This is a genomic window from Bacillus kexueae (assembly GCF_022809095.1).
Taxonomy (GTDB): Bacteria; Bacillota; Bacilli; order Bacillales; family Aeribacillaceae; genus Bacillus_BZ; species Bacillus_BZ kexueae.
This window is the reverse complement of the sequence record NZ_JALAZE010000006.1, coordinates 138,770-156,146: the sequence shown is the minus strand read 5'-3', so window position 1 is coordinate 156,146 and position 17,377 is coordinate 138,770. Positions and strand designations below refer to the sequence as shown.

Genomic DNA, 17,377 nt, shown 5'->3' with positions numbered 1-17,377 from the left:
CTTCTAAACTTTTAGTCTGTTAAAGGGGTAAATAATCAACTGAAGTATCAAATAAATAATCACAAAGGGGATGAAAAAAATGAAAGCGGATACAAATTTATCTGTGTCGATTCAGACGGTCAAACCAAAAAATGTCTTGAAGTTCTTCTTGTATAGTGCGATTGGAATTTTCATGTTCTTTATTCCCATTGATATAGGTGGAAAGTCTTCCATTATGCTTGACCACATCGTTTCGTGGATTCGAACGACATTTCCTTCATTTGTTCCGTATTATGCGTTTGTCGTTATTTTATTTGGTGCGATTTATCCGTTTTGGACCAAAACGTGGAATAAAGATGGTGTGAATACGGTGTTTAGCTTTCTAAAGCTAATCGGGCTTCTCGTCGCGACGATGCTTTTATTTAATGTTGGTCCAAGTTGGCTATTTGAACCGGGGATGGGTCCGTTCCTATACGATAAACTGGTGATTTCAGTTGGCTTACTTGTCCCAATTGGATCCGTCTTTTTAGCTCTTTTAGTGGGATACGGTTTGCTTGAATTCATTGGGGTACTTATGCAGCCTGTCATGCGGCCTATTTGGAAGACACCTGGAAGGTCGGCGATTGATGCTGTGGCATCGTTTGTGGGGAGCTACTCCATTGGGTTATTGATTACGAATCGCGTTTTTAAAGAAGGAAAATATTCGATTAAAGAAGCGACCATTATTGCGACGGGGTTTTCCACTGTTTCAGCAACGTTTATGATTGTTGTAGCCAATACGTTAGGATTAATGGAGATTTGGAATACGTACTTTTGGGTCACGCTGTTCGTCACCTTTACCGTTACAGCCATAACTGTTCGAATTTGGCCATTAAATAAAATGAGTGAAGCGTATTACGTAGGTGAAGGAGAAAAAGAAGAAAAAATAAGTGGAAGCTATATTAAGCATGCGTGGAGAGAGGCGATGAATGCTGCGAACCAATCAAAAGGTTTATGGAAAAATGTGTGGGTCAATTTAAAGGATGGATTTGTCATGACAATGAGTATCCTTCCGTCCATTTTATCTGTTGGCCTAATCGGATTAGTTCTAGCGGAATATACACCTGTTTTTGATTGGTTAGGTTATCTCTTCTATCCGTTTACTGCTCTTTTACAAATTCCTGAACCAATGCTTGCGGCAAAAGCAGCTGCAATGGAGATTGCTGAAATGTTCTTACCAGCACTCATGGTAACGGAAGCACCCCTCATTACGAAGTTTGTCATCGGAGTTGTGTCTGTTTCGGCCATTTTGTTTTTCTCTGCCTTAATTCCATGTATTCTATCTACAGAAATACCGATTAGTATTCCAAAGCTCCTAGTGATTTGGGTTGAACGAACAATCTTAACGCTCATCATTGCGACTCCTCTTGCGTATTTATTACTATAGCGAAAAAGCCTTGCAGCTATAAATCTGCAAGGCTTTATTTCTTCAATAATCCGTAAAAGAACAATTGCCCGAATTCTTTTGTTGTTTGTGCATTTTTTTCTCTCGAATCGAATAACTGGTATTGATTCATTGCATATTTAAACATGTTGATGTACATCAATAATGTTTCAGTGGAAATGGATTCATCGATATGTCCATGACGCTTGCCTTCTTCAAATAGCTGAACGAGTAAAGGAAGGGACTTTTTGTAAAGCTCATCAACAATTTCTTTAATGTCGGGATCGTTGGAAATCATCTTTTGTAAAAATTCCGGATTTACGGTTTCAATGTAGGCAGCTTTTTCAAAAATGAGCTTCTGTATTTTATCACGAAACGGAATGTCGCTTTCCAATACTTTTTTTCGTTCTTCAATGGCTTCATTTAATGAGTGGGAGATGACATGTTTGACTAGGTCGTCCTTGTTGCCGAAATAGTTGTAAATCGTGACAGGGGAAACATTTGCGCGTTTCGCGATTTCGGAAACGGTGACTTTTTCAACGCCAAACTCTGAAAAAAGTGCTAAAGCAGCTTTTCGAATGTTCTCCTTTTTCTTTTCCGTTCTCTTTTGATACCCGTCCACGTTTTTCACCTCGTAACTATTATAGGGAACGTTTTGAAATAATTCAATTCATTTTGTTCAAAACTTATTGAAAAAAGGATTTGAATCGTATATTATGAACTTAATGAAACAATTTTATTCATTTCATTTAAGGGAGTGAATGTGTTGAGCATACAAATACATGAATTAACGAAAGTGTTTCCAAGTGGAAAGGGGATTTTTGATGTAACCTTTTCCATTGATAAAGGAGAAGTGTTTGGATATTTAGGACCGAATGGAGCTGGGAAATCAACGACGATTCGTCATTTACTTGGATATATGAAGCCTCAAAAAGGGAGCGCTCAAATTAATGGATTGGATTGCTGGGAAAAAAGTGCTGAAATTCAACGGTCTGTCGGATACTTACCGGGAGAGATTGCTTTTCTAGAAGGGATGAATGGATTAGAATTCCTCCAGCTATTAGCAGGGATGAGAGGAATGAAGGACTTTTCGAAGCGAGATGAATTAATCGAGCGGTTTCAATTTGATGTAAAAACACCCATTCGAAAAATGTCAAAAGGGATGAAACAAAAAGTAGGGATTGTGGCGGCCTTTATGCACGACCCTAAAATCTTAATTTTAGACGAACCAACATCTGGACTTGATCCTCTCATGCAAAGACAATTTATTGAACTCATTGAAGAAGAAAAAAGAAAAGGAAAAACGATTTTAATGTCGTCGCATAGCTTTGCGGAAATTGACCGCACATGTGACCGTGTTGGAATCATTAAAGACGGGAAAATCGTAGCCATTGAAGATGTTCATCGGTTACGGACCCTTCAACGGAAATTATTTGATATTACGTTAAAAAAGAAAGAAGATATCGAGTTATTACAACAATCGGGTCTTGAGCTAACAAAAGTAAATGGAAATGAAATTCAAGTGGCGGTTCAAGGCAATTATCAAGCGTTCCTTGAAGTGTTAGCGAAGGTTGATGTCGCAAATCTGGATGTGCATAGTCAAAGCTTAGAAGAAATCTTTATGCACTATTATGATAGAAGGGATGATTCGAAATGAGCCTTTCTCTATTTAAAACAATGATGAAGTTAAATGGAAAGACCATCATTAGCTATGCTTTCGGGGCAGCCGTATATTTACTTCTAGCTGTTTGGATGTATCCGCAAATCGCCAAATCAACAGAATTGAACAAAGTTATCGAACAAATGCCTGAAGGGTTTTTAAATGCATTTGGTTTCGAAGGTGGAATGCCAGAGGATTTAAGCGGTTTTTTAGCCGCGGAGTATTACGGATTAATCTTTTTACTTATTTTAATGATCTATTGCGTACTGCTCTCTACCCAGTTAGTCGCACGACATGTCGACCGTGGCTCGATGGCCTATTTGCTTGCAACGTCGACTTCTCGTACGAAAGTGGCAATGACTCAAGCTTTCGTTCTCGTTCTCGGATTATTTGTCATCGTACTATTTACTTTTTTATCAGGTGTTTTAGGAGCAAGCTGGTTTATGGAAGATGAAACGTTTCATTTGGACCGCTTCATTCATATAAATGTCCTTGGATTTTTAGTATTCTTTGTCGTATCTGGATACTGCTTCTTCTTCTCCTGTTTGTTTAATGATGAAAAGCGAGCGTTATCAGTATCAGGTGGAATAACGGTATTATTCTTTATGATAAGCCTAGTTTCAAAAATTAGTGACAAGCTTGATTGGTTACAGGCATTCACATTATTTACGGCTTATCAACCGGATGACATTGCCCGCGGTACCGTAGATGTATTACCGGTTGCACTTGGTCTTTTATTAGCGGGACTGTTGTTCTTCGCTTTAAGTATCCTTGTTTTCAAAAAACGGGACTTGCCACTTTAACGTTTGGATGATGCTTTTAACGGGTAAGAAAGTATTGAGGTGATAGGAATGTCTGAAAAAGAAAATGGGACAATGGCGCAAAATATGTCTGAACTGAAAGAACTCGGAAAAGACATGGAACATCACCGCACAAATCAACAAGTGAAAAAAGATGGGAAGCATCCTGATCCGAAACAGCATGAGACAGAAGAATAATCGTTATTTAAGAGGTTGAGTCAAAAGGTCATGAAAAAATGACTTTCTGAGGCTCATGCCTCTTTTTTTGGATTTTACTTGGTATGGATAGCCCAAATTAAAAACAGTGGTTTCCCACTTGATATCCTTTCATTATTTGTTCTTGTTGCCTCATCACTTGCCCTTTTTTCCAATTGTGGGCCATACAAAGAAGACTGGTTTGGACAGACATTTCAATTAAATGCGTTGGAATTGTTAGTTTTGCTTTAGTTGTTCCAAGATAGGTTTCCCTGATCGTAAAAGCAACAAAGTATTCGAAAGCAGCGATTCTTTATGTCAACTCTCTTACGCTCTATGTATGTTTACTTTAGAAAGATTTTATTTCGTGATATCGTGCATGTGGACAACCTCTAAATACATAAACATAAGTTACAAGGTTGTCAGGGACCATACGCAAAGAAGAAAAAGACAGAAAACTTGTCCATAGATGAAGCGAAGTTTTTCGGACAAACGCCCATTTTTCAAAGGGGATGTCAATAATCTCATTTCGCTGCATACTATAGAGTAATCTACATCAATTAGTAGAGAAGATGAAGGTTCATTCACATTACTTTATGCACGGAAATGAAAAAGTGTGAATTCTTTTTGAAAAAAATGTTAGGAGGGGAAAGTAGCATGTCGATGAAAGGGAATGACCAAAATTTTGCCATTTCAAGAGAAGACTGGTCCCTCCACCGTAAAGGCCATGACGATCAAGTTCGTCATCAAGAAAAAGTGCAGGAAGCCATTCGTAATAATTTACCGGATCTGATAACAGAAGAAAACATTGTGATGTCTAATGGGAAAGATGTCGTCAAAATACCCATTCGCTCGTTAGATGAATATAAGATCCGCTACAATTACGACAAAAACAAGCACGTTGGTCAAGGAGACGGTGATAGCGAAGTTGGTGATGTCGTAGCAAGGGATGGAAGCAAAAGTGCACAAGGGCCAGGCAAAGGGCAAGGTGCGGGGGATCAACCAGGTGAAGATTACTACGAAGCAGAAGTATCGTTAATGGATTTGGAACAAGCTTTATTTAAAGAGCTTGAATTGCCGAATCTCCAGCAAAAAGAAATGGATGAAAATGTCGTAGAGGATATCGAATTCAATGACATCCGTCGAACAGGATTAATGGGGAACATCGATAAGAAGCGAACGATGCTCTCAGCCTATAAGCGGAATGCGATATCTGGAAAGCCGAAATTCCATCCAATTTATCCGGAAGATTTGAAATTTAAAACATGGAATGAAGTGATTAAGCCTGAATCAAAGGCAGTCGTCCTAGCGATGATGGATACAAGTGGTTCAATGGGAATCTGGGAAAAATATATGGCGCGTAGCTTTTTCTTCTGGATGACAAGATTTTTACGCTCGAAGTATGAAACCGTCGAAATTGAATTCATCGCGCACCATACAGAGGCGAAGGTTGTGTCGGAGGAAGACTTCTTCTCCAAAGGGGAAAGCGGAGGAACCATCTGTTCATCAGCGTACCGAAAAGCACTCGAACTCATTCACGAAAAGTACCAACCGTCCCGCTATAATATTTACCCATTCCACTTCTCAGATGGCGACAACTTAACGTCCGATAATGCACGATGTGTCAAATTGGTTAATGAAATCATTAAAATGTGTAATATGTTCGGATACGGAGAAGTGAATCAGTACAATCGTCATTCAACATTAATGTCCGCTTATAAAAACATCGATAATCCAAAATTCCACTATTACATCCTCAAACAAAAAGCAGATGTTTTCCATGCGATGAAGAGCTTTTTTAGAAAAGAAGAAAATGAAACCCAATATGTATAACACTCAGAGGTGTCCATGAAGAAATGGACACCTTTTTTTGATTGTTACAGAAAGTTTAAGTTCAATAAAGTGTTATAGTATTCTCTTTTTAGTTTTTTTGGTGTCTAGCTCCAAGCGCCATCAGCTCGGGTCGATTCGCCCCTGCTGTGGCGACGGAAGCCTCCTCGTAGGTCCTCCAGCGCCCTTCGCCTAAGGACTTGCGCTTTGCGCTTTTTCTGTGAAAATAAAAATTACCTATGAGCTGAATGATCGATCATGATAGGTAGATGGTAGAAAGGAAACCCCGGGGAGAATAAATTTTCATATCCGGGGTGAGAGTGTAAAATCATGTATGTTTCTTATTGATTGGGTTGGTGTGGTACTATACATTGTACATGCTAAATTTTAATGGTGAATAGAATGGATGAATTGTTAAAAGTATTATTGAATTATCCAAATGGAACGAAACTTTATTTAAAGTGGAAAAGTGGCTATGAAATAGTTGGAAAAATTGATACGGTTTATGAGACTGATAATGGTCTAGAAATGAATGATGAGACATATGAGGAATATCATGCTTGCGCTATAAAAGTTGATAAAGTAGTTTGTCGTCCAAAAGGTATCGTTGATTTCATAAAAGAGGAAGACCTAATTGAAGTATCGAAGTATAATAAACCAGACAACGTGATGCTTTATGATGGTCTAACCAATTGGGAAAAACTCAAAGATGACTCATAACCTTTATGATAAAAAGATAGGGAGAAATTTTAAATTCTACTAATAATTAATTTATCTTTATTATAAATGTTTCGAGTGAAACAGCCGATTGGTACATACATACTCTACAAAAAACTAAACCGCAAGAATGTTCATCAAACATTCCTGCGGTCCTTTTTTAAGTAAGAGACTCTTTCGTCTGTCCCTTTCCTACCCAATGCATTGTTAAAAGGTTTTGTCCTAGTAGGAACAAGCCGCTGACTGTCCAATAGAGTGGTAGGGCAGCTGGGGCATTCATAGAAACGAGTCCAATAACGATTGGAGATACGGTTAATAGTAATTTCATTCCGCCTTGCTGTGTTTCCTTTGGCATTTGTTTGAGCGACAAATAAGTTTGAATGAAAGAAACGGCGGATGCTAGGATTGCCATTGTGATATCAGGTGTCCCTAAGTTAAACCCTAGAAAAGAGTGGGTAGCAATTTCGTTAGAACTTATAATTGCGTAGTATACACCCATTAATACTGGCAATTGAATGAGAAGCGGAAGGCATCCCATTGATAAGGGGGAGATCCCGCTTTCTTTATATAAATTCATCATTTCTAGCTGAAGCTTTTGTTGCTCTTTTGGATCTTTTTCTTGTTTGAGTTTTTCTTGGAGCACTTCTAATTGAGGCTTCATTTTGTCCATTAATTCTTTCATTTTTTGCTGCTGTTTTGTTTGGTTCATCATCATTGGCATCAGCAATAATCGGATGCTCAGCGTGAGAGCTATGATTGCGATTCCGTAGTTTTGATGAAAAATTGAAGCTAAAATGTTCAATAAATAAGTAAAAGGTGAGGCAAGATTATGACTAAATTCAGTCATGCCGCAACCACTTAATAAAAGAAGCAAGAGAACACTAATGCTAAATTTCATCCATTTCAAGTGAGAATCTCCTCCTCAGTTTTGTTTTTCATTGAACTGAGAAGGAGGCATGCTCTTCATCATTTTCGTTCCCTTCTTTTCGCTTCGTCATTTTCACATGAAAAGAAGAAGGAACTTGTGAATACGTATATGTGAAAGTTTGTAAACGATCTTTTTCATGAAGTGCTAGCTGAAAGCGAGATGGATGCAAAAACTCTTTTTCTGTCTGTTTCAAAATGACAGATACACCATAGAGGGTAAAGAAAATGCTTATTTCTATGAAGGATAGGATGTACACTGATTCAATAATAAACTCTAACTCCATCACGCGCTCACCTCATTTCATCTCCGTTTTACTTTCATTACGTTTACGAAGATAAAAAAGTTTCATTAAATTTGAAGGGAAGCTTTAGCTTTTTCCGCTACTGCGTTTGCGACAGCTTCTACAACTCGACGGTCAAATGGATGTGGAATAATATAGTCTTCGTGTAAATCGTTTGAATCAATGAGTGAAGCAATAGCCTTGGCGGCACTTAATTTCATTTCTTCCGTTATTTTCGTTGCTTGAACTTGTAATGCACCTTTAAAAATACCTGGAAAAGCGAGAACGTTATTGACTTGATTTGGATAATCAGAGCGACCGGTTCCAATAATTCGAGCACCAGCTTCTTTTGCTTCTTCTGGCATAATTTCTGGATCTGGATTCGCCATCGCAAAAACGATTGGGTCGTTGTTCATATTGCGAATCATTTCCTTCGTTAAAGCCCCCTTAATCGAAACGCCGATAAATACATCTGCCCCTTTTATGACATCTTTTAACGTTCCAGCCTGACCGGTAGGATTTGTTTTTTCGGCCAGCTCTCGTTTACAATCATTCATGCCGTATGGACGATTTTGGTAGATTGCGCCTTTAGAATCACAGACGATAATCTCCTTTACGTTCATCTGTAGAAGCAAATTAGTTATGGCAATGCCTGCGGCTCCTGCTCCATTAATAACGACTTTAATGGTAGAGAAAGACTTGTTTACAAGCTTAAGGCCATTGAGTAGAGCTGCAATGGTGACTATTGCTGTTCCGTGCTGATCATCGTGAAACACTGGAATAGGTAATTCTTCTTTTAGACGCTCTTCAATGTAGAAACATTCCGGTGCTTTTATATCTTCTAGGTTAATCCCACCATACGATGAGTGAATGAGCTTTACAGTTTCAATTATTTTTTCTGGATCATCTGTATTAATACAGATTGGTACTGCATTAAGGCCTGCGAATTCTTTTAGAAGAAGCGCTTTACCTTCCATTACAGGTAGTGAAGCGGCTGCACCGATATTTCCAAGTCCTAAAACAGCACTTCCATTTGTAACGACCGCGACAGTATTTTTCTTCATTGTGTAATCATACATGACGCGTTCGTTTTCATGGATTTCCCGACAAGGTGCTGCAACTCCTGGTGAATAAAGTAAGCTTAAGTCTTCAATGCTACGAATTGGTTGTTTCGAAATTGTTTCAAGCTTCCCGCCTAGTGATCGATGAAGTTCGAGTGCTCTTTCGTTTAATGATTTCATTTAATCCGCCCCTTTAAACTTAACTGTATTAATACAGAATTAATAATTAATATGTATTATATAACAGTAGTCCGAGTTTGTGAAACCTTTTTTGAAAAAATTTTAGGTGATGATTGAATTTTGTTTTTCTATAAAAATATGAAAGTTTAAACTTTCATATTTTCAAGAGTTTTAATTGGTATTTTAAGAGAGTGGTAGATAAAATGAGTTTAGCTTATGAAGAAATGGAGAATTGATTATGACTGCAGAGCGCTTTTTTACTCATCCACTTGGCATCGTTTTTTCCGCAGTGCTCGCCACTTTTTTATGGGGAAGTGCGTTTCCGTTTATAAAATTAAGTTACGATTTACTTGATATCCAATCAAATGAAATTGGAGAGCAAATATTATTTGCTGGTTACCGGTTTTTCTTAGCGAGCATGTTGATTTTTATTTTCTTTTTGGTGATGAAAAAAGAAATGCGTTTTAAGCGAGAAACGCTTCAGCCAATCATGAAGATTGGTTTCTTTCAAACGTTGCTTCAATATGTTCTTTTTTATATCGGTTTAAGTTTGTCCACTGGAATGCAAGGGTCGATTATTGCTGGAGCGACATCCTTCTTCCAAATGGTATTAGCCCATTTTATGTATGCGGATGATCGATTGAATCGCCGGAAAACGATTGGATTAATTGTAGGTTTTTCTGGAGTCATCGCCGTTAACTTAACGAAAGGGGATTTTCAATTAAATTTCGGGCTCGGTGAGCTGTTGTTGCTTCTCGCTATGCTTTCTGGAGGGTTTGGAAATATATTAGCGAAAGAAGGAGCAAAGAAGATGGAAGTCTCGTACTTAACATCGTATCAAATGCTTGTTGGTTCACTGGGACTACTCATTATTGGAATTGTGCAGGTAGGCTTCTTTCCGTTTTCGTTTCAAACCGGGTCATTTTTAGCTTTATTGTATCTTTCCTTCCTATCGGCAGCCGGGTTTATTTTATGGAATAATGTGATGAAATACAACCAAGTTGGAAAAGTGTCCATATACATGTTCTTAGTTCCTGTCTTCGGCGTCTTCTTAAGCGCGATGATCCTAAGAGAAGAGCTTCATCAATTTGTCTTAATTGGACTAGCCCTTGTTACAGCGGGGATTTTTATCGTTAATAGACCAAAAAAATAATTTAATAAAAGTGACAAAGAGTGTCTAAATACCGAGATTGAATGACTTTTAGACACTCTTTTTTTGGTTGAATCTTCATCAGGGAATGTTAAAATATGTATAATTAGAAGCTGTTGTGTATGTCGATTTTTTACAAGGCTGTTTTCGAATAGATTGTTGCTTTTTCAGTCATTTTTAAAGTGAATGCTGAACATTGCGCTCCAGACACTTGCTTTCCTCTACATCCCGCAGTAGTCACGTGTCTTCCGCTCCATGTACTAAAGCAACAATCCTCTAGAAAAGAGCCTTTTACAAAAAGTTACGGAGGATGCTATGGAAGGATTACTAAGTATACCACTATTTTTACTCTTGATATATATGATTTCAAGAGTTGCCCATTTTTTTCATTTTACGCGAAAGAAGTTAGAAGAAATTGACCAAAAGCTCGAAGAAATCAAGAATCGCTTGCCATGATTGAAACTTAAAAAGACGGGTTGTGGTTCAATGACATTCGTATTCCAAGTGCTTATGTGGTCTGGCATCATCTTTTTAAATCCGAACAAATGGGAAAAACTAAAAGATTAAGGATTGAAAAAGCTACCCACTCCAAGTTTGAGGGGGTAGCTTTCTTCATTGTTGTTACAGAAAGTTTAAGTTCAGTAAAGTGTTAACGTATTCTCTTTATAGTTTTTTTGTGTCTAGCTCCAAGCGCCTTCAGCTCGGGTCGCTTCGCACCTACTGTGGCGACGGAAGCCTCTTCGCAGGTACTCCAGTCCCCTTCGCGCTTTTTCGCTTTTCTTAAACGCGATTTTGGATGAGTTGCTGAATTTGTTGGATGGTATGTTGAATTTCAGGTGATTGTTTATGTTTGGATTTGTATGCTAAGTAAATTTGGTTCGTGACGGACATGTCGTCAAATAATCGTTTTATTTCATCGTTTTTAGTGAGCATGTAGGTTGGAAGCAGACTAATTCCAGCTCCTTTTTGAATGGCTTCCAGTATTAAATGCAAGTTTGGAAATACGAATTGTGGATTAATTTGTGGTCGTTTTTTAAAATATTCACGCCAAAATCTTCGAATGATCGGTAATTCTAGGCCATAGCTTAACCACGGTTGTGCAACTAGCCAATTTTCGATGTCAGATAAAGTGTCGAAGGTTGGCGCTGGATAATCTTTTCGTCCAACAAGAACAAATTCTTCCTCATAAAGTGAAACGTAGTCGATACCTGCCGATTGAAATCGTTTTGGTGTAATAATGATATCGGCTTTATCGTCTTGTAATAGGGTTAAGAGTTCCTCAGCAGTCCCATAATAGGCAACAATGCGTGATTCAAATGCCTCGAAGTTGGGCACAATCCATTCTTTAAAAAATTCAAGAGTAGATCCTAATCTTATAGTTGGTAATAAAGGAGTTGAACTTGCTTTTAAATCCAACGTTTTCTCTTCTAATGCTTCGATTAAAGGGGCGAGTTTTGAGTATAATTCCTTTCCTTTTTCAGTTGGGATAAGCTTTCGGGCTGTTCGAGTGAATAGCTTTTCGCCTACCTCTGTTTCTAAGGCTGCGAGGTGTTGACTCATCGCAGGCTGTGTCATAATGCGTGCTTTAGCAGCTTCCGACACGGAACGGTATTTATAGATTGTTATGAAAGATCGGTACCATTCAAAATCAACCAATGAACGATTCTCCTTTTTATCCAATTCATGTCCTTTTTATATGTATGGAAATTATACCAAACCGATATAAAAAGAGTAAGTAGAGGAAAATTCGTCTTCCTAAAACTTTTCCATTAAAATAGGAGAGGTATTCAAGTTTTGAGGTGGTAAGGAATGATTCGTGTATTAGTGGTAGATGATGATGCGTATATTCGAGAGCTTTTAGCTCTTTATATGCGTAACGAAGGATATACCGTATTAGAAGCGGAAAATGGAGAGGAAGCCCTACACATTTTAGAAAAAGAAAAAGTGAACATTGCGATAATAGATATTATGATGCCGAAAATGGATGGCTATGAACTTTGTGAAGATATACGTACATACTACGATATTCCTATCTTAATGGTCACTGCAAAAGGAGAGACGGATAGCAAAGTGAAAGGGTTCCAATCTGGGACGGACGATTACATCGTCAAACCGTTTGAGCCGGTCGAATTGGTCATGCGAGTTAAAGCTTTATTGCGCAGGTACCAAGTACATGAATCGAAAAAGCTCATTCTTGGCCCCGTCGTTTTAGATTCGAACACAAATGAGATGGTGATTCATGAACAGACGACGATGTTGCCGTTGAAAGAATTTGAATTGCTTTTCTTATTAGGAAGCTATAAAGACCAAATTATGACACGCCAATCGTTAATTGAAGGGGTTTGGGGCATGGATTTTGATGGGGATGAGCGAACATTAGATGTCCATATTAAGCGCCTTCGTGACAAATTAAAACGAGTGGACTCATCCGTTCGCATTGTGACCGTTCGTGGAGTAGGGTACCGGCTTGAGGTGCAATCATGATGAAAGTAAAAACGTTATATGTGCAAATGATCATGGCCTTTTTATTTGCGATTATCATAAGCATGGTGTTTTCCTTTTTTATCGGGAAGTATTTTTATGAAAAAAGTATAAGTAAAGAAATGAACAGTTTCTTATCGAAGTCAGTGAATTTAATTCATGTCATTGCAGAGAAAGGTGATGAACAGCTTGTTTACGATTATATAAAAGAATCGCCTACATTTGGTTATAAAGCTGTTCTATATAAGCAAGACACGGATGAAGTGGTTGTGAAATCCGCTAATGAAACATGGGAAATTGAAGAAGAAGTAGTCGACCGTGTCTTAGCGGGAGAGGAGTTTAAGCAATCTGATTTTCCACGAAACTTATATGTTGGTGTTCCGTTTCAAATGAACGGAACGAACTATGCCTTATTTGTCGGCATGAATTTAGAAATGTTAGCAGTTCGGATTCAGAATCTGGTTTTCACTATTTTGGCCAGTATTCTCTTTTTTGGAACCTTAATGTTTATAGTGACCACGCACTTTATTGTAAAACCCATTCGAGAGCTGACAAAAGGAACGAAAAAAGTAGCAACTGGTGATTTCAAGGTGGAAATTGAATCGAACCGAAATGATGAACTAGGAAATTTAACGAGAAGCTTCAATGATATGGCGAAAAGTTTGAGCCAGCTGGAAGAGATGCGGCAACAATTCGTCTCCAATGTATCCCATGAAATCCAATCACCGCTCACATCCATTAAAGGATTTGCTAGAGCGTTAAAAGATGGCGTGATCGAGAAAGAGGAAGATCAAAAGCGTTACTTGTCCATCATCGAAAAAGAAAGTAAACGTCTGTCTGTTTTAAGTCAAAACTTATTAAAGCTCGCAACACTTGATTCGGATCAACCTCCTTATTCTCCAAAGGAATTCCGTTTGGACGAGCAATTGAGACGAGTAGTTATTGCATTAGAACCACAGTGGAAGGAGAAAAATCATTCGGTCCAACTTCAACTTGCTCCCGTGAATTATGTAGGGGATGAAGATCAATTAGAACAAGTATGGGTCAATATCCTTTCAAATGCGATTCAATATACGAAAGATGGCGGCGTTATCCAATTAAAATTGGAACAGAAAAAAGAGGTGGTCGTTCAAATAAAAGATAATGGAATTGGTATTTCGAAAGAAGACCAGACCCGTATTTTTGAACGTTTCTATAAAGTCGATAAGGCCAGAACAAGAAAAGAAGTGGGTGGGAATGGACTCGGCCTATCCATTGTGAAAAAAATTATCCAACTTCATCGCGGTCAAATTGAGATAGATAGTGAGGTAGGGGAAGGTTCGACATTTACCGTTACTCTTCCACAAACGAACGATTCATTTTGAAATGATTCAAAGTGAATCGTTTTTCTTTGTTGTTACAGATTGTTTAAGTTCAATAAAGTGTTAAAGTATTCTCTTTACAGTTTTTTTGGTGTCTAGCTCCAAGTGCCATCAGCTCGGGTCGCTTCGGCCTTTTCTTAAAGAGATTTACTTGTTCATATTCAGTTCACATTCCTTTCGTATAGTGTTGTTGAGACAGAGCGAAAGGAGACATAATATGAAGTTTTTGACAAGATTTAGTTTGAAAAATACGATTGCGATAAGCATTTTAACTATTCTTGTGTTAGTGGGTGGTTTGTTTTCATCCCAGTCAATCAAAGTTGAAACGTTTCCAGATGTCACGTTTCCGGGATTAATGGTTCAAACCGTATATCCAAATGCTTCAACTGAAGAGATTGAAGAAAGTGTAACCGATCCGTTGGAAGAAGCATTAATGAACCTTGAAGATTACGATGCCATCTCTAGTACATCGAGTGAGAATATTTCTTTTATCAATGTGACGTTTTCGTTTGACCAAGATGTGGACGAAATGAAAACAGAAGTAGAGTCTTTAATTAATCAAGTGGCTCTTCCAGACGATGCTGAGGTTTCGGTTGAAACATTTTCTCCGAATGATACGCCAGTTTATCAAGTAGCTGTTTCAGCAGAAGACTTTTCCTCTTTACAAGAAGATCTTCTTGACCGAATTGTTCCAGATTTAGAGGCGACAGAGGGCGTGGCAAGTGTAAATGTTACGGGCGTTGAAGAACAAAACATCGTCATCGTCGTTGATGAAGAAGAAGCCGCGAAATATGGATTGAATTTATCAACCATTCAAGAAGCAATTGAAGCGAAAGAATACAAGATTCCCGTTGGGACATGGGATCACAACGGCAACTCGATTCCTCTACAAATGAAAGGAAATTTAGCTGATGTAGAAGCGATAGAATCGATCGAAATCCCTTTACAAAGCCAGGTTCAAATGATGCCGAATGCTCCTCAGTCTCAGCAATTAGGTCCAGCTGTCGTCAAGCTTTCAGACATTGCGAATGTCGAAGTCGAAACTAGTCGTACAGAAATCTCTCGCTTTAACGGGGAAGATAGCGTCTTAATTGGTGTGCAAAAAGCACCGGATGCTAATACGGTTGATGTTGTAACAAAAGCAAAAGAGTTATTAGATGAAAAAACAGAAGGGAAAGATTACGAGTTTTATACCGTATTTGACCAAGGACAAGAAGTTGAAAAGTCGATTTCCGCCTTGTTGAAAGAAGGGGGATACGGAGCTTTATTTACTGTCATCGTCATTTTACTTTTCCTTCGAAACGTACGTGCAACCATTATTGCAATCATTTCTTTACCTGTTTCGATTTTAGGAACGATCTCGTTACTTGATTATTTCAATTACACATTAAATATTATGACTTTAGGTGGAATGGCTGTAGCGGTTGGACGAATTGTGGATGACAGTATCGTTGTAATCGAAAATATATACCGCTGGAAGCAGCAGCATCCGAATATGAGTCATAAAAAGCTAGTGTTTGAAGCGACGAAAGAAGTAATGGGACCAATTACTTCATCTACCATTGCAACGTTGATTGTCTTTTTACCTTTAGCACTGGTTGGAGGAATTTTAGGTGAGTTTTTCCGTCCGTTTAGTTTAGCGGTCGTGTTCTCGATTACTATCTCGTTACTCGTTTCAGTCATGCTCATTCCGGTATTAGGAAATACTTTCTTTAAAAAAGTAAAGCATGTTGAAAAAACGAATAAAGGATATGGTTTTTATAAAAACTTTCTAAAACGTTCGATGAAGAAAAAAGGAATTGTCTTTACCCTTGCGATTGCTTTATTAGTTGGTTCAGTAGGTGTCGTTCCGTTTTTAGGCGTAACGTTTTTACCGACGGGTGAATCTAAAGTATTTCAAGCTGAATTAACGTTACCAAATGATGTCACCTTAGTTCAAACGAATGAACTAGCGACTGAAATTGAAGAGCATTTAACGTCACAAGAAGATGTGGCATTTAGTCAAGTAACCATTGGAATTCCTAGTATGAATCAAATGCCTGGCACCTTGGCGAAAACGGATGAAAATATCGCTCGCTTTACAATCGAATTGGAAGAAGGCGTATCATTTAATGATTCGATGAAGACATTTGAAGAAGAGATTCTTGCGATTGCACAAAAACAATACGCAGATGCAACAATTAAAGTGGAAGAAATTCAACAGGAAGGTCCTCCTGGAGGAAATACGATTGAGCTTCAACTTTACAGTGATGATTTAGAACAATTAAGAACAGCTTCTAAGCAAGTGGAAGAACTGTTAGCCGAAGATACTCGGTTAAAAAATGTTTTAAATAATATGGAAGAAACGGATGAAAAATTTGTCTTCACTTTAAACGAGGAAGGCGAACGACTACAAGTTAGCCCATTCCAAATTGTTTCTGTCGTGAACGACCGAATTACAGAGGTTGACGGTGGAACACTCACCCTTACAGACGGAGAATGGGATGTAACAATTAAGTATAATGAAACACTCGATTCAAAAGAAGAACTAGAAGAACTACCTATTTCTACAATAGAAGGGGTTAAAGAGTTAAAAGAAGTTGTAACAATTGAGACGGAAGAGACACCACTTTCCATCAAACATCAAGACGGGAAAACGGCAGCAACCGTATCTGCTACCATCATCGGGAACGATACGACGAAAGTAACAAGTGAAGTGATGAAAGAAATTGATTCACTTACACTCCCACGTGATGTAGAGTATGAGTCAACGGGTGGCATGGAGATGATTACAGATGGATTCCAAGATTTAGGTCTTGCGATGCTAGCAGCTATCTTTCTTGTCTTTATCGTCCTAAGTGTAACTTTTGGTGGCTTTGTTTCACCGATGGTTATCTTATCCTCTTTAATTTTCGTACCGATCGGCTCATTAACAGCTCTATTAATAACAGGACAACCGTTATCGATGAGTGGAATGATTGGGATGTTAATGTTAATTGGAATCGTCGTCACTAACGCAGTCGTCTTGCTCGACCGAGTGGAATCGAACCGCAAACAAGGATTACCGTTAGAAGATGCAATTGTTGAGGCATCTGTCACGCGACTACGTCCTATTTTAATGACGGCGATGGCTACGATATTTGCGCTCATTCCACTAGCCATGTCGAATGAAAGTACAGGTCTTATTTCAAAAGGTCTCGCGATAACTGTAATCGGTGGATTAACAACGTCAACCTTATTAACACTAATCTTTATTCCTGTGCTCTATCATGCAGTCGGAAAGAAACGAAAACTAGATACAGAAGAGCTTTAATTAAAGAACACCCTCCAAAAAATTTGGGGGGTGTTTTAAT

The 17,377-nt window shown here is 38.3% G+C and carries 16 protein-coding genes; 11 read left to right on the top strand and 5 right to left on the bottom strand.

The genetic code is table 11. From position 1 onward, the window contains the following. Window positions 1–79 precede the first annotated feature (79 nt). The gene (locus ML543_RS11800; RefSeq protein WP_243387597.1) at window positions 80–1,405 is read left to right on the top strand and encodes a YjiH family protein; all 1,326 of its coding nucleotides are present in this window, start codon (window positions 80–82) and stop codon (window positions 1,403–1,405) included. Window positions 1,406–1,439: 34 nt separating this feature from the next. Here the strand turns inward: ML543_RS11800 and ML543_RS11795 are convergent, their stop codons facing one another. Then, on the bottom strand, window positions 1,440–2,024 hold the full coding sequence (locus ML543_RS11795) for a TetR/AcrR family transcriptional regulator (protein WP_243387595.1): 585 nt from the start codon (window positions 2,022–2,024) through the stop codon (window positions 1,440–1,442). A 150-nt stretch (window positions 2,025–2,174) separates the two neighbouring features. Here ML543_RS11795 and ML543_RS11790 point away from each other — a divergent pair, with 150 nt between their 5' ends. From ML543_RS11790 to ML543_RS11770, 5 genes are all read left to right on the top strand, one after another. Next, a complete protein-coding gene (locus ML543_RS11790) occupies window positions 2,175–3,059 on the top strand; it encodes an ABC transporter ATP-binding protein (protein WP_243387632.1) in 885 nt (294 codons plus the stop codon). Further along, window positions 3,056–3,865, top strand: coding sequence for an ABC transporter permease subunit (locus ML543_RS11785; protein ID WP_243387593.1), 810 nt, complete (start codon window positions 3,056–3,058; stop codon window positions 3,863–3,865). The genes ML543_RS11790 and ML543_RS11785 overlap by 4 nt, the downstream gene beginning before the upstream one ends. Before the next feature lie 48 nt (window positions 3,866–3,913). Next, window positions 3,914–4,060, top strand: a complete 147-nt coding sequence (locus ML543_RS11780) for a hypothetical protein (protein ID WP_243387591.1) — start codon at window positions 3,914–3,916, stop codon at window positions 4,058–4,060. Between the two features lie 660 nt (window positions 4,061–4,720). Further along, window positions 4,721–5,890, top strand: a complete 1,170-nt coding sequence (gene yhbH, locus ML543_RS11775) for a sporulation protein YhbH (protein ID WP_243387631.1) — start codon at window positions 4,721–4,723, stop codon at window positions 5,888–5,890. Between the two features lie 399 nt (window positions 5,891–6,289). Continuing rightward, window positions 6,290–6,607: a hypothetical protein gene (locus ML543_RS11770; protein WP_243387589.1), complete on the top strand. Its 318-nt coding sequence runs from the start codon at window positions 6,290–6,292 to the stop codon at window positions 6,605–6,607. Window positions 6,608–6,764: 157 nt separating this feature from the next. Here ML543_RS11770 and yidC read toward each other — a convergent pair whose 3' ends face one another. The 3 genes from yidC to ML543_RS11755 all read right to left on the bottom strand — a co-directional run bounded on the left by yidC (window position 6,765) and on the right by ML543_RS11755 (window position 9,053). After that, a complete protein-coding gene (yidC, locus tag ML543_RS11765; protein WP_243387630.1) occupies window positions 6,765–7,502 on the bottom strand; it encodes a membrane protein insertase YidC in 738 nt (245 codons plus the stop codon). 37 nt (window positions 7,503–7,539) lie between these two features. Beyond that, entirely contained in the window at window positions 7,540–7,815 is a 276-nt protein-coding gene (locus ML543_RS11760) for a hypothetical protein (protein ID WP_243387587.1), read from the bottom strand. 65 nt (window positions 7,816–7,880) lie between these two features. Then, entirely contained in the window at window positions 7,881–9,053 is a 1,173-nt protein-coding gene (locus ML543_RS11755; protein WP_243387585.1) for an NAD(P)-dependent malic enzyme, read from the bottom strand. Window positions 9,054–9,291: 238 nt separating this feature from the next. Here ML543_RS11755 and ML543_RS11750 point away from each other — a divergent pair, with 238 nt between their 5' ends. Together ML543_RS11750 and ML543_RS11745 are read left to right on the top strand one after the other, a co-directional pair. Beyond that, window positions 9,292–10,206 (top strand): DMT family transporter, encoded by a 915-nt coding sequence (locus ML543_RS11750; protein WP_243387583.1) that lies wholly within the window; start codon window positions 9,292–9,294, stop codon window positions 10,204–10,206. 312 nt (window positions 10,207–10,518) lie between these two features. Continuing rightward, complete coding sequence (locus ML543_RS11745; RefSeq protein WP_243387581.1) at window positions 10,519–10,659, top strand: hypothetical protein; 141 nt, start codon at window positions 10,519–10,521, stop codon at window positions 10,657–10,659. A 324-nt stretch (window positions 10,660–10,983) separates the two neighbouring features. On the opposite strand, the gene ML543_RS11740 is transcribed toward ML543_RS11745, so the two are convergent. Beyond that, window positions 10,984–11,859, bottom strand: a complete 876-nt coding sequence (locus tag ML543_RS11740) for a LysR family transcriptional regulator (RefSeq protein WP_243387580.1) — start codon at window positions 11,857–11,859, stop codon at window positions 10,984–10,986. A 153-nt stretch (window positions 11,860–12,012) separates the two neighbouring features. Here ML543_RS11740 and ML543_RS11735 point away from each other — a divergent pair, with 153 nt between their 5' ends. The 3 genes from ML543_RS11735 (at window position 12,013) to ML543_RS11725 (ending at window position 17,337) form a co-directional block, all read left to right on the top strand. Continuing rightward, complete coding sequence (locus ML543_RS11735) at window positions 12,013–12,687, top strand: response regulator transcription factor (RefSeq protein WP_243387578.1); 675 nt, start codon at window positions 12,013–12,015, stop codon at window positions 12,685–12,687. Then, window positions 12,684–14,048, top strand: a complete 1,365-nt coding sequence (locus ML543_RS11730; RefSeq protein WP_243387576.1) for a sensor histidine kinase — start codon at window positions 12,684–12,686, stop codon at window positions 14,046–14,048. The genes ML543_RS11735 and ML543_RS11730 overlap by 4 nt, the downstream gene beginning before the upstream one ends. Window positions 14,049–14,262: 214 nt before the next feature. Continuing rightward, entirely contained in the window at window positions 14,263–17,337 is a 3,075-nt protein-coding gene (locus ML543_RS11725; protein ID WP_243387574.1) for an efflux RND transporter permease subunit, read from the top strand. Window positions 17,338–17,377 lie beyond the last annotated feature (40 nt).

Coding starts and splice junctions, on each gene's coding strand:
- ML543_RS11755 (WP_243387585.1), bottom strand. CDS start 9,053: ATGAAATCATTAAACGAAAGAGCACTCGAACTTCATCGATCACTAGGC.
- ML543_RS11735 (WP_243387578.1), top strand. CDS start 12,013: ATGATTCGTGTATTAGTGGTAGATGATGATGCGTATATTCGAGAGCTT.
- ML543_RS11725 (WP_243387574.1), top strand. CDS start 14,263: ATGAAGTTTTTGACAAGATTTAGTTTGAAAAATACGATTGCGATAAGC.
- ML543_RS11770 (WP_243387589.1), top strand. CDS start 6,290: ATGGATGAATTGTTAAAAGTATTATTGAATTATCCAAATGGAACGAAA.
- yhbH (WP_243387631.1), top strand. CDS start 4,721: ATGAAAGGGAATGACCAAAATTTTGCCATTTCAAGAGAAGACTGGTCC.
- yidC (WP_243387630.1), bottom strand. CDS start 7,502: ATGAAATTTAGCATTAGTGTTCTCTTGCTTCTTTTATTAAGTGGTTGC.
- ML543_RS11785 (WP_243387593.1), top strand. CDS start 3,056: ATGAGCCTTTCTCTATTTAAAACAATGATGAAGTTAAATGGAAAGACC.
- ML543_RS11780 (WP_243387591.1), top strand. CDS start 3,914: ATGTCTGAAAAAGAAAATGGGACAATGGCGCAAAATATGTCTGAACTG.
- ML543_RS11760 (WP_243387587.1), bottom strand. CDS start 7,815: ATGGAGTTAGAGTTTATTATTGAATCAGTGTACATCCTATCCTTCATA.
- ML543_RS11750 (WP_243387583.1), top strand. CDS start 9,292: ATGACTGCAGAGCGCTTTTTTACTCATCCACTTGGCATCGTTTTTTCC.
- ML543_RS11800 (WP_243387597.1), top strand. CDS start 80: ATGAAAGCGGATACAAATTTATCTGTGTCGATTCAGACGGTCAAACCA.
- ML543_RS11730 (WP_243387576.1), top strand. CDS start 12,684: ATGATGAAAGTAAAAACGTTATATGTGCAAATGATCATGGCCTTTTTA.
- ML543_RS11745 (WP_243387581.1), top strand. CDS start 10,519: ATGGAAGGATTACTAAGTATACCACTATTTTTACTCTTGATATATATG.